Origin of the sequence: Salinivibrio sp. AR640 (assembly GCF_001995405.1) — a bacterium.
GTDB lineage: Bacteria > Pseudomonadota > Gammaproteobacteria > Enterobacterales > Vibrionaceae > Salinivibrio > Salinivibrio costicola.
The window spans coordinates 34,650-47,379 of the sequence record NZ_MUFD01000007.1 but is presented as its reverse complement, the minus strand read 5'-3'; the positions used below and the strand labels follow the sequence as shown (position 1 = coordinate 47,379).

At 50.1% G+C, this 12,730-nt stretch carries 10 protein-coding genes; 1 reads left to right on the top strand and 9 read right to left on the bottom strand.

Translation table 11 applies throughout. The annotated features are described in order from the left end of the window. Window positions 1-42: 42 nt before the first annotated feature. Both relA and rlmD read right to left on the bottom strand, forming a co-directional pair. Window positions 43-2,259, bottom strand: coding sequence for a GTP diphosphokinase (relA, locus tag BZG75_RS05760; RefSeq protein ID WP_021022092.1), 2,217 nt, complete (start codon window positions 2,257-2,259; stop codon window positions 43-45). 68 nt (window positions 2,260-2,327) lie between these two features. Next, on the bottom strand, window positions 2,328-3,659 hold the full coding sequence (gene rlmD, locus BZG75_RS05755; protein ID WP_077459786.1) for a 23S rRNA (uracil(1939)-C(5))-methyltransferase RlmD: 1,332 nt from the start codon (window positions 3,657-3,659) through the stop codon (window positions 2,328-2,330). Window positions 3,660-3,804: 145 nt separating this feature from the next. Between rlmD and barA the strand changes: the two genes are divergently transcribed. After that, on the top strand, window positions 3,805-6,570 hold the full coding sequence (barA, locus tag BZG75_RS05750) for a two-component sensor histidine kinase BarA (RefSeq protein ID WP_077576436.1): 2,766 nt from the start codon (window positions 3,805-3,807) through the stop codon (window positions 6,568-6,570). Here the strand turns inward: barA and acpS are convergent. Genes acpS through lepA form a run of 7 tightly spaced genes read right to left on the bottom strand, consistent with a single transcriptional unit; the run spans window position 6,567 to window position 12,714 of the window. Next, window positions 6,567-6,947, bottom strand: a complete 381-nt coding sequence (acpS, locus tag BZG75_RS05745; protein ID WP_021022095.1) for a holo-ACP synthase — start codon at window positions 6,945-6,947, stop codon at window positions 6,567-6,569. The two genes, barA and acpS, sit on opposite strands and share 4 nt — an antisense overlap. Further along, a complete protein-coding gene (gene pdxJ, locus BZG75_RS05740) occupies window positions 6,948-7,679 on the bottom strand; it encodes a pyridoxine 5'-phosphate synthase (protein ID WP_021022096.1) in 732 nt (243 codons plus the stop codon). Window positions 7,680-7,681: 2 nt separating this feature from the next. Next, complete coding sequence (gene recO / locus BZG75_RS05735; protein WP_021022097.1) at window positions 7,682-8,377, bottom strand: DNA repair protein RecO; 696 nt, start codon at window positions 8,375-8,377, stop codon at window positions 7,682-7,684. A gap of 40 nt (window positions 8,378-8,417) precedes the next feature. Beyond that, window positions 8,418-9,323, bottom strand: a complete 906-nt coding sequence (era, locus tag BZG75_RS05730; RefSeq protein WP_021022098.1) for a GTPase Era — start codon at window positions 9,321-9,323, stop codon at window positions 8,418-8,420. Then, window positions 9,323-9,994, bottom strand: coding sequence for a ribonuclease III (gene rnc / locus BZG75_RS05725; protein WP_028569567.1), 672 nt, complete (start codon window positions 9,992-9,994; stop codon window positions 9,323-9,325). The genes era and rnc overlap by 1 nt, the downstream gene beginning before the upstream one ends. 12 nt (window positions 9,995-10,006) lie before the next feature. Next, window positions 10,007-10,903, bottom strand: a complete 897-nt coding sequence (lepB, locus tag BZG75_RS05720) for a signal peptidase I (protein WP_077459790.1) — start codon at window positions 10,901-10,903, stop codon at window positions 10,007-10,009. Between the two features lie 14 nt (window positions 10,904-10,917). Then, on the bottom strand, window positions 10,918-12,714 hold the full coding sequence (lepA, locus tag BZG75_RS05715; RefSeq protein ID WP_077576435.1) for a translation elongation factor 4: 1,797 nt from the start codon (window positions 12,712-12,714) through the stop codon (window positions 10,918-10,920). Window positions 12,715-12,730 lie beyond the last annotated feature (16 nt).

Genomic DNA, 12,730 nt, shown 5'->3' with positions numbered 1-12,730 from the left:
TTCCTTCATGAAAAAACGCCCTGTCGAAACAGGGCGAATGTATTAGCGGAGACGTTTCGCTTCGACCACATCTTTCACTTGTTCAAGCCGGTTTACAACGCGGCTTAAGGTATCTAAATCAGAGATTTCGAGATCAAAGTCCATGATCGACATTTGCTTTTTATAATCAACCCGGCTTTGCATCCCGGCTACCCGTGCTTTCTCATTGCTTAGCACGTTATTGATATCTTTGACCAGCCCGGTACGTTCGTTTGCCGAAAGGCGAATGCGTACATGGTATTGACCAATATGGCCTTTTCCCCACACCGTGGCGATAATCCGCTCCGGTGCATGATGACTAAGCTCATTGAGCTGCTCGCAATCTGCACGGTGGACCGAAATACCACGCCCTTGGGTAACAAATCCTTTAATGTCATCCCCCGGCAACGGCTGGCAACAGCGCGCGAGATGCGTCATCAGATTATCAACACCTTCGACAACCACGGCATCGCGGTGGGCTTTGCCGGTGCTCGGTTTTTGTTCGCTTTGCTGCAGTTTTTCTAACAACTGCTGCTCTTCTTCTTCCAAGCTCGGTTTATTAATCAGGCCATTAATATGGTTCACTACCTGATTAATGCGCAAATCACCACTGCCCACGCCGGCATAAAGCTCGTCCAGCGTGTTAACGTTAAAGCGTTTTAGCGCCAAATTGGCATCTTTACTGATGCCGCCAATTTTTTGTAGCTCGGTATCCAAGATTTCTTTACCGGCAGCAATGTTCTTGTCTTTGTCTTGCTTGCGGAACCAAGCATTTATTTTGGCGCGCGCACGACTTGAGTTAACAAATCCATGGCTGGGATTGAGCCAATCTCGCGACGGGTTAGGCTCTTTTTGCGTGATGATTTCAACCTGGTCGCCCATTTGTAGGTGATAGGTGAACGGAACAATTCGCCCTTCTACTTTGGCACCAATGCAACGATGACCCACTTCTGAATGGATGTGGTAGGCAAAATCAAGTGGCGTTGCCCCTATAGGTAAGTCGACGACATCGCCGCGCGGGGTGAACGCATACACCCGATCGTCGAACACTTGGCTACGCAACTCATCAAGCATTTCGCCCGAATCAGACATTTCTTCTTGCCATGCCAATAGCTTACGCAGCCAGGTGATTTTTTCATCGTAGCCACTGCGGCCACTGGCTGAGCCTTCTTTATATTTCCAATGGGCCGCTACACCTAGCTCTGCATCATCGTGCATTTGTTTGGTGCGAATTTGAATCTCAACGGGCTTGCCTTCCGGCCCCAACACCACAGTGTGAATTGACTGATAACCGTTCGGCTTGGGGTTGGCAACATAATCATCGAATTCTTTGGGCAGATGACGGAACTGGGTATGGACGGCACCTAATGCGGCGTAACAATCCTGAAGTTGATCCGCAATGATGCGCACAGCGCGCACATCAAACAACTCATCAAACTCCAGGTTTTTCTTCTGCATTTTGCGCCAGATACTATAAATATGCTTCGGGCGTCCATATACCTGTGCATTAATATGCGACGCTTCCATTTCCTGCTGGAGCCCTTCGACAAAGGCACTGATATAGTTTTCACGGTCAATGCGTCGCTCGGCCAGCTGCTTGGCGATTTGTTTATAGGTTTGCGCATGTTGGTAACGGAACGCGTAATCTTCAAGCTCCCACTTTAGCTGACCAATTCCCAATCGGTTAGCCAAAGGCGCATAAATGTTAGCGCTCTCTTTCGCTGCTTGCTGACGCACAGACTCTGGCGCATCTTTCACTTCACGTAAATGGCAAATACGCTCGGCGAGTTTAATCACCACGCAACGAAAGTCTTCCACCATAGAGAGCAACATACGGCGCACATTATCAACTTGCGAGGACGTGGCCTCATCGTCGGCTTGGGTATTTAAATGCCGAATCGCAGCGGTCTGCTGCACACCGCGAATCAGGTTGACTATCGACATCGAATAGTCGTCCGCCAGTGTCTCCAGGGTGACCAGTTCGGCGTCGACCATCGGAAATAATAGCGCGGCCAGCAAGGTGTCGGCATCCATGCTTAATGTCACGAGGATTTCGATCATCTCTCGGCCTCGCCACAAAGGCTGGCTGAGTGCTGATTCATCGTCACTCAATGCTCGACAATATTGGTAGCCGTCTAACAAGGCTTGTGTCGTCGATGCGTCTTGCCCGAGTCGCTTAACCCAGGTGTTAAGCTCAAATGTTTCATCTTCGTGTAGGTGGGCTTCTCGTACCGCAACCATAACTGTTCCTATCCTTAACTCTCTTACTGACAAGAGAGGCATGTCGATAACGACAAGCCACTAAACGCTTATGCCCGCTTGTTCGTCACCGGCTTAAACAAGGCCATCGATTCCATGTGTCCTGTTTGTGGAAACATATCCAGCATCCCTAATTTGACAAGTGCATAACCATTATCAAGCAGCACGCGGGCATCGCGCGCCAGGGTGGCAGGATTACAGGACACATAAACAATATGTGAAGCCCTTGATTGTGCCACAAAGTCTATAACACCCGCAGCCCCTGCGCGTGCCGGATCGAGTAAGATTTTGGTAAAATCGAGATGGGTCCACTCTCCTTCTAACGCGTCGCTATTTAAATCAGCTTGATAAAAACAGGTGTTATCACAACCATTTATCTTCGCATTATCTGCCGCCTGATTCACCATGGCTTGCACGCCTTCCACCCCGACAACGTGCCCAACCAGTTTGGCAGCGGGGACACTAAAGTTACCCAATCCACAAAAGAGATCCAAGACACGATCTTCTTTCTCTAGTGCTAACCAATCCAGTGCCTGTGACACCATGTTCTGATTGACCGTCGGGTTGACCTGAATAAAGTCATTCGGTTGAAACGCAAGGCGACATCCCGCCACTTGGTAATCTGGCGCGGCGCCGATAAGACGTTCAGGTGCGCCATCGCCTTGATGAAGATAAAAGGTGCAGCCTTGAGTTTCTGCCCAGTGGCACAATGCTTGACGGTCATCACTGTGCAATACCTTGGTGGTACGCAACGACACTACCGTGGTGTTGTCAGCCTCAATCAGATCAAGATGACCCAAAATACGTCGACCACGCAGGCCATCCAAACACGGACGCAAGTGCGCAAGCAAAGTATTCAATGACTCACTCAGAACCGGACAATGGCTAACATTGATAATCGCACTGCGTTGGCGAGCACGAAACCCCATTGCCAATGCCCCCTTTTTATCAACCTGAAGACTGATGCGTGCACGACGCCGATACTGCCATGGCCTATCTGTAATAGGTGCCGAGAGTGTTGCCTCTTCCCCAGCAAATTTTTGCATCAGCTCATTCAACGTTTGCTGTTTATGCGTAACCTGCCCTTCATGGCTTAGATGCTGCAAGCTGCAACCACCGCACTGCTGATAAACCGGGCACCCTGGCTCAACACGTTGTGTGGCGTGGCTATCGAGTTTAATTAATTGGCCGCGCGCATATTGCCGCTTTTGTTCGGTCAGCTGTACCAAGGCTTGCTCTTCCGGCAAGGTACCTGGGACAAACACCGGTTTTTTATCCAAAAAGCCAACGCCATCGCCATGATGGTCTAAGCGTTTAATGGTTATCAGCTGATGCTTTTGCTCAACCTTTTTATTTTTTTCGGGCTTAAAAAAGCGCGCCATGTCGTATTCCAGTGTTTAAAGCTTGTTGCCAAGCCAGTCAAGAGATCCTGCCAGTGGGAGTTGTGATAGTTCGCTGACTATTTTGTGATTGAATCATGTACACTGGCGCTAATTGTCGTGATTATTTTCCCATAGTTTATCTAGCATGACCAAATATGGCCTCCGCACCCGTGTTTCTGTACTCACTATTGCACCGACACTCATTGTTGGGCTATTACTCAGTGCATTTTTCACCAGCACCCGCTATCAAGACCTTGAACAGCAACTCACGGTAACCGGTTCTGCGATTATAGAACCGCTCGCCATTGCCAGCGAAGTGGGATTGAAAAATGACAGTCGTGAAAACGTGCGCCGGCTCATCGGCTTTGCTCACCGCCAGCATTCTCAGTTTGTGCGAAGTATTGCCGTGTTCGATCGTCGTAACGAGCTGTTTGTAACCTCGAACTACCACCGCAATTTAGCCATGCTCTCCGTCGATAGTGGCCAACCTATTCCCACACAATTACAGGTTAGCCAACAGCAAGATACCTTGATTTTGCGTGCACCGATTTTAGAAATTGGACGCTTTACCCCCGGGCTCAATGTCGAGCGCCCTTTGGGGTATATTGCGATGGAGTTGGACCTTAGCTCAGTACGGTTGAAACAGTACCAGGAAATGATCACAGCGCTGGTTATGGTCGCGCTGGGCGGGATTCTCTCCTGCTTTTTCGCTTACCGTTTGATTGCCGATGTGACTCATCCAATCGGCAACATGGTGACCTTGGTCGATAGAATTCGACGAGGCCATCTTGACGTGCGGATTGAAGGTGAGCTGCTCGGCGAGCTGGATACCTTAAAAAATGGCATCAATGCAATGGCAATCTCATTGTCCGAATACCATTTGGAAATGCAACAAAGTATTGATCAGGCGACCAGTGATCTACGCGAAACCTTAGAGCAGCTCGAGATCCAAAACGTTGAGTTAGACATTGCCAAGAAAAACGCGCAAGAAGCGGCACGGGTTAAATCCGAGTTTCTCGCCAATATGTCCCATGAGCTGCGTACACCGCTCAACGGGGTGATTGGCTTTACGCGACAAATGCTAAAAACCGAGCTCAGTAGTAGTCAACGAGATTACCTTCTCACCATTGAAAAATCCGCCAATAACCTGCTGACGATCATCAATGACATCTTAGATTTCTCTAAGCTGGAAGCGGGTAAGTTGCTGTTAGAAAACATTCCGTTCGACGTGCAAGAGATGCTCGACGAAGTGATGCGCCTACTCGCGCCTATGGCGCATGAGAAAGGGCTAGAGCTAACCCTGCGCACCGATGCTCGGATTCCTGCGGGAGCGGTTGGCGATCCGCTTCGTATCCAACAAGTTTTAATCAATTTGATTGGCAACGCGGCGAAATTTACCGAGCGAGGTAATATTGATGTCAGTGTCGATCTTAAACAGCTACACGATGAAACCGTCGAACTGCAGTTGATGGTCAAAGACACCGGCATTGGGATCTCTGAACGTCAACAAGCGCAGCTTTTCCAAGCGTTTAGACAGGCAGACGCCAGTATCTCGCGTCGTTATGGCGGTACTGGGCTCGGGCTTGTGATCACGCAAAAATTAGTCCAACAAATGGGCGGCGATATTGGCTTTACCAGTCGCCTTCACCAAGGTTCATCATTCTGGTTTACGCTGCAGCTGACACAAACTGATTTACCGGTATCGCAGCCACTCGACATCGAGCCTTTGGTCGGGCGCGATATTCTGATTGTGGAGCCCAATGCGCGTACCAGAGAGATTTTGCGCAAACGACTGAGCCAAGTGGGCCTAAACGTTGATACCGCGTCCGGCACCCATGTGCTCACTGACCGTCAGTATCATTTTGCTCTCCTTTGTTTTGATGCTGGGAGCATGCCTGCGCTCAGTGAGATGCAAGATGCAGTCAGTCTCTGTGAGCAGCAAGCGCAGTCAGTGGTGGTTTGCTTACCCACCACCGAACTCGAAGCATCCGAGCATCTTTTGAAAGCAGGTGTACGAGCGTGTGTCGCCAAGCCGATCCCGCAGCGTAAACTATTGGAAACACTGCTTGGTTCACCCGAGCCGGCGCCTTTGCCGCTACCTCAACCTAACACCACGCAAAAGGCGCCCTACACCGTGATGACTGTCGATGATAATCCTGCGAACTTGAAACTGATCACGGCCTTGTTGGCTGAGCGGGTAGAGAAAGTCGTGACCGCAGATGATGGCGTCAAAGCCCTGTCACTGGCACACCAATACGCCTTTGATATCATTTTGATGGATATTCAAATGCCTGAAATGGACGGTGTCACCGCTAGCCAAGAAATCCGTAAAGCGGGACTCAACCAGCAAACGCCGATTGTAGCAGTAACCGCTCATGCGATGCCTGGTGAGCGTGAGCGCCTTATTGATGCCGGAATGGACGATTACCTCACCAAGCCCATTGAAGAGGCCATGTTAGAAAGCACCCTGAGCCGTTGGCTGCATTTTGATGACACGGTAGCACCTCATCAAGCCGCGCCGTTACCCACTTATTCGGCTAACCAGGATCATAGTGCGCGTCATCTGGACTGGCAGCGGGCGCTCAACCAAGCAGCAGGCAAGGCCGATCTCGCCAAAGAAATGCTAGAAATGTTACTCGCCTCTTTTACGTCAGTGAAGAAGGTGGTCGCTAGTGCGTTGGCGGGAGAGTCAGAGACCGATAGCTTATGGCAAGCCATCCACAAGCTCCACGGTAGCTGTGCTTATAGCGGTGTGCCTCAACTGAAAAGCCTGTGTCACGAGTTAGAAACGCAATTAAAAGCCGGGGCAGATATCGCAGCTGTCGAACCTGAGCTGTTAGAGCTCCAAGATGAGATTGCACATATTGAGCAACTGGCACCGCAATATCTCGATAACGCGCGGGGCTGTTAACCCGTTTCTAAGATAACATACGCGACCGCGTAGGCCTTTTCATCCGATAAGGTCAGCCAACAGTGCGCAACGCCACGCTCGCGTGCCAATTGGGCAGCACGGCCAGAAAGGCTTAGGGCCGGCTGGCCGGAAGTCTGATTCGTAATGGTAAAATCATGAAACGTGACACCGTCAGCAATCCCGGTTCCTAGCGCTTTCGCCGCGGCTTCTTTCGCAGCAAAGCGCTTGGCCAAGTAACGAGCAGGCGCATGATGTGTTGCCATATGGTCCCGCTCACTATCGGTTAGGATCCGATCGGCAAAGCGCGATTGGCGTGCAAACGCTTTTTCAATACGCGCAATCTCAACAATGTCTGTACCAATTCCAACAATGGCCATTTAGCGACGCGCCGCTTCCATAATCGCTTTCATATCCGCCACCGCTTTTTGCAAACCATCAAACATTGCACGACCTATGATTGCATGACCAATATTCAGTTCATGCATTTCTGGCATCGCCGCGATGGGAGTGACGTTATGATACGTCAGGCCATGACCCGCATTCACTTTGATCCCCAAGTCGACAGCAGAGCTTGCCGCTGCGGAGATCTTTTTAAGCTCCGATTGGCGATCGTTGTCATTGGTTGCATCCGCGTAGTGGCCCGTATGCAGCTCAATAAAGGGCGCACCACATTGATGAGCCGCTTCAATTTGATTGCGATCAGCATCAATAAAAAGGGAAACCTTAATCCCAGCTTCGCTCAGACGCTGGGTTGCCGCTTTCACTTTATCCAGCTGGCCTGCGACATCCAAGCCCCCCTCGGTGGTGAGCTCTTCACGTTTTTCCGGGACCAAACAAACAAATTCAGGTTGAATCTCGAGCGCAATCTCAACCATTTCATCGGTCACCGCCATTTCCAGATTCATACGCGTTTGTAGCGTTTCTTTGAGTAAACGGACATCGCGATCAGTGATATGGCGACGATCTTCACGAAGATGCACGGTGATCCCTGCCGCTCCAGCACGCTCAGCTAACTCCGCCGCATGAACCGGATCCGGATACGCGGTACCACGTGCATTACGTATCGTCGCAACGTGATCAATGTTCACACCGAGGTAAATTTTATCCATGATTATTTCCTTCTAAACAATTCTCTGCTTTTTAGCGGCTTAGGGCCAAGATAAGGTTTGAGCGCCATACGTGTAAAACGCTTGGCGGCGCGCAGCTGTGCCACCGTTTCAAAATGTCGTGTCGCCAACGCTCGTAGATCAGCGCCAGTAAATTGCCGATGTTGGCTTTTCATTATCGACGCGACAAAGCCTTGCTGCTCACGATATAGATACGTCATAGTATCGTTGATCGGGTCGCCGCTACCAGCACAATGAAGAAAATCAACGCCATAGCCCAGTGCTTCTAACAGCGCAAGCTCAAAGCAGCGTAATGCAGGCTCTGGGTTATGATAGCGGGCAAGCTGGGTTAGGGCGGTGACATAATCGAAAAATAACGCTGGGTAAGGCGTATGAGGCTCAAGCACACGCATAACTAACTCATTGAGGTAAAAGCCGGAATACAGAGCATTGCCTGATAAAGGCAGCGCGAGGCCTGTGGCCTCAGCACTGCGCAATGTACGTAATTCACCGCGTCCCCCCCACTTGAGCAGCAAGGGAGTAAAAGGCTGCAGTGCGCCTCTTATGGCCGAACGGGGACGACGTGCTCCCTTGGCGAGAAGCGTGATACGCCCCTCGAACTCAGAGAACACATCTAAGAGCAGACTCGATTCACTATAGGGGCGCGAATGCAGCACAAAACCACGTTGAAAGCCGTCCACTCACCCTCTCCTGAGTGCATGGACCCGATGATCGGGCCAATTAAAGATCGTCGATATAGCCTAAACTGCGCAACGCGCGTTCGTCATCAGCCCAGCCGGATTTCACTTTCACCCAAAGCTCAAGATAGACCTTACGTTCGAAAAGGTCTTCCATGTCTAAGCGTGCCTCTCGGCCAATGCGTTTGATCTTTTCGCCGCCTTTACCAATGACCATTTTCTTCTGGCCGGTACGCTCAACTAAAATCAAACCATTAATATGAAAGCCATCGGTTTCAGGGTTGTAGTCAAAACGTTCAATTTCAACCGTCACTGAATAAGGCAGCTCTTCACCGGTAAAACGCATCAGCTTTTCACGGATAATTTCTGAGGCCATAAAACGCTGAGAGCGGTCGGTAACATATTCTTCAGGAAAGTAGAATTCAGACGCCGGCAACGCATCACGAACACGCTGCTCGACCACATCAATATTGGTCCCGTTTTTCGCTGAAACCGGGATCACGTCGACAAACGGCATCTTCTCTGACAACGCTTGTAGATGCGGAAACAGCTCCGTCTTCTCTTTAACGTTATCCACTTTGTTGACCAACAAAACCGTCGGCAACTCTGAACGCGCTAGCTTATTAAGCACCATTTCATCGTCATTGGTCCAATGTGTGCCATCCACGAGAAACAATACCAATTCAACGTCGGTTAACGAGCTGTTTGCAGCCCGATTCATAAGACGGTTAATGGCGCGCTTTTCTTCAATGTGTAGCCCAGGCGTATCGACATACACCGCCTGGTAGTTATCCCGGGTATCCACGCCCATGATTCGGTGACGCGTGGTTTGGGGTTTACGCGAGGTAATCGACAACTTTTGCCCTACCAAGCGGTTCAGCAATGTTGATTTTCCTACGTTCGGGCGGCCAACAATGGCAATAAAGCCGCAGCGCTGTGTGTCAGTCATTATGTCAACTTCTGTAATGCGAGTTCTGCAGCCGCTTGCTCTGCCTTGCGACGACTACTGCCTTTTCCAATCACAGAACGCTCCAGTCCTGATATCTGGCACTCTACCGTAAACTCTTGGTTGTGTGCTTCACCCTTCACTTTCATCACCGTATAAGACGGTAACGGTTTACGTTTTCCCTGCAAGAGCTCTTGCAAACGGGTTTTCGGATCTTTTTGGCTGACACCCGGTTCAATGGTTTCGAGTCGCTGCTGATACCATTGCAAGATAATATCTCGTACCCGGTTAATATCACTGTCTAAAAAGATGGCACCAATCAATGCTTCTACAGCGTCAGCCAAAATCGAATCGCGGCGAAAACCGCCACTTTTAAGTTCTCCTGGGCCAAGGCGCATGACTTCGCCCAGAGAAAACTCCCGCCCAATTTCGGCTAGTGTATTACCGCGCACTAAGGTCGCGCGCATCCGACTCATATCCCCTTCATCCACTTTCGGAAAGCGATGATAAAGATCCTCGGCAATCACGAAGCTAAGAATTGAGTCACCCAAAAATTCTAGACGCTCATTATGTGTGCCATTGGCACTACGGTGCGTCAACGCCAGTTCAAGCAATGCAGCACTGCTGAACTGATAGCCGATCTCTCGCTGCAATTTATCTGTTAGTTTTGTCATCATAGTCCAGAATTAATCAATTCCACCAATACGGTTAAAGCGTATCCCTGTCGGTATCCACGATGGTAGCCAGCTGTCACTGTTGCGCTCGAATTCGAAGCTGACCCAAATAGCCACCGCTTTGCCGACTAAGTTGCGCTCAGGCACAAAGCCCCAAAAGCGGCTATCCGCACTGTTATCGCGGTTATCACCCATCATAAAGTAATGCCCTTCCGGCACCACCCAACGATTGACGCCCGGACGTGGCTGATAGGCACTGATTCGATCGCGCTTATTCGGATGGACAAGGATCTGATGCGCTTGCTCACCCAGCTGCTCTTGTGCTTGCACCAGATTCACACCACCTTGTGCAAATTCACTGGGTTGAATGTTATCTATCGCGACTGGCTGGCACTGCGCTTCGCCTTTAGGCTGAATACACAAGCGCTTATCTTCATACACAATGGTATCGCCAGGCAGCCCCACCGTACGCTTGATGTAGTCAATATTCGGCTGCGGCGGATATTTAAACACCACAATGTCACCGCGCTCAGGCTTGCCAGTACCAACCAGTTCAGTGTGAAAAGCCGGATCACGCAGCCCATAGGCAAATTTTTCCACCAAAATAAAATCGCCAACCAATAAGGTTGGCATCATCGATCCGGACGGAATTTGAAAAGGCTCATAAATGAATGATCGCAACACTAAAACCACCGCGATCACCGGGAAAATAGAGGCCATATTCTCAACCCAACTCGGTTGTGGCATCACTTTCGCGACTTGTTCGGCATCTAAATCAGTCTGTGCGACCTTCAGTGCTTTGCCTGCAGCCTGGCGGCGACGCGGCGCCCAGCGGTATTTATCTAACGCCCAAACCAAGCCGGTGACCAAGGTCACCAGCACTAAAATTAAAGAAAACGTATTGGCCATCATGGAATCCGTTGTTATTTATCTTTGCCCACATGCAAAATGGCCAAGAAAGCTTCTTGCGGCAGCTCGACATTACCGACCTGCTTCATGCGCTTCTTACCTTCTTTTTGTTTTTGCAATAGTTTTTTCTTACGACTCACATCACCGCCGTAACATTTTGCCGTGACGTTTTTACGCAACTGCTTGACGGTTGAACGGGCGATAATGTGATTGCCAATCGAGGCTTGGATGGCGATATCAAACTGCTGACGCGGAATAAACTCTTTCATCTTTTCCACTAGCTCGCGACCACGCGGTTGCGCATGAGCACGGTGCGTAATAATCGCCAGTGCATCGACACGCTCGCCATTCAGTAAGATATCCACCCGTACCATGTCAGACACTTCGTAACGTTCGAAGTTATAATCTAACGAGGCATAACCGCGCGATGTTGACTTAATACGGTCGAAAAAGTCCAACACGACTTCCGCCATGGGTATGTCATAGGTCAGCGCGACTTGATTACCGTGATAAACCATATCCACTTGGGCACCACGCTTCTCAACACACAAGGAAATCACATTGCCGACGAATTCATTGGGCACCAAGATATTACAACGCGCGATAGGCTCACCAATGGCTTGAATGTCATTCACAGGGGGCAGCTTAGCAGGGCTGTCTACATAAATGACTTCATCATCGGTTTGCGTTACCTCGTAAACAACCGTGGGGGCCGTGGTGATAAGATCGAGGTTATACTCGCGCTCCAACCGCTCTTGAATGATCTCCATGTGCAGCATGCCAAGGAAGCCACAACGGAAACCAAAGCCCAGTGCCGCCGAGCTTTCGGGCTCAAAGAACAAAGAAGCATCATTGAGGCTCAGCTTATCCAAAGCATCACGGAAGCTTTCATAATCATCGGATGAAATCGGGAATAAGCCCGCGTACACCTGAGGTTTCACTTGTTGGAAGCCTTCAATGCGTTTTTCGCAGCCGTTTTTCGCATGGGTAATGGTGTCGCCCACTGGGGCACCAAGGATATCTTTGATCCCACAGATCACCCAGCCTACTTCACCGGTTTGCAAACCATTAAGCTCTTTACGCTTGGGCGTGAAAATGCCAATGCTGTCCACGTTCCATTCTTGGCCCGTGCTCATGATTTTCACTTTGTCGCCTTTTTTGAGCGAGCCTTCACGAATGCGCACTAACGACACCACGCCAAGGTATTTATCGAACCAAGAGTCGATAATCAACGCTTGAGTGGGGGCGTCGGGGTTACCTTCCGGCGGTGGAATAAGGCGAACAATATCTTCGAGTACGCCATCGACCCCAACCCCTGTTTTGGCTGAGCAACGCGTGGCTTCAATGGCTTCAATACCGACAATATCTTCGATTTCTTGCGCCACACGGTCTGGATCGGCGGCCGGTAAATCGATTTTGTTCAGGACAGGGACCACTTCAAGGTCCATATCCATTGCGGTGTAGCAGTTGGCGAGCGTCTGTGCTTCTACCCCTTGTCCTGCATCCACCACCAGCAAAGCACCTTCACATGCCTTCAGTGAGCGCGACACCTCATAAGAGAAGTCGACGTGTCCTGGCGTATCGATGAAGTTCAACTGATACTCATTGCCGTCTTTGGCTTTATAGTTCAGTGTCACACTTTGTGCTTTGATGGTGATACCGCGTTCACGTTCCAGATCCATGGAGTCAAGGACCTGCTCTGCCATTTCCCGGTCAGTAAGGCCGCCGCATACATGAATGAGTCGATCAGAAAGCGTCGACTTACCGTGGTCAATATGGGCGATGATCGAAAAGTTACGAATATGCTTCATAAGTGGGTGTGACTTA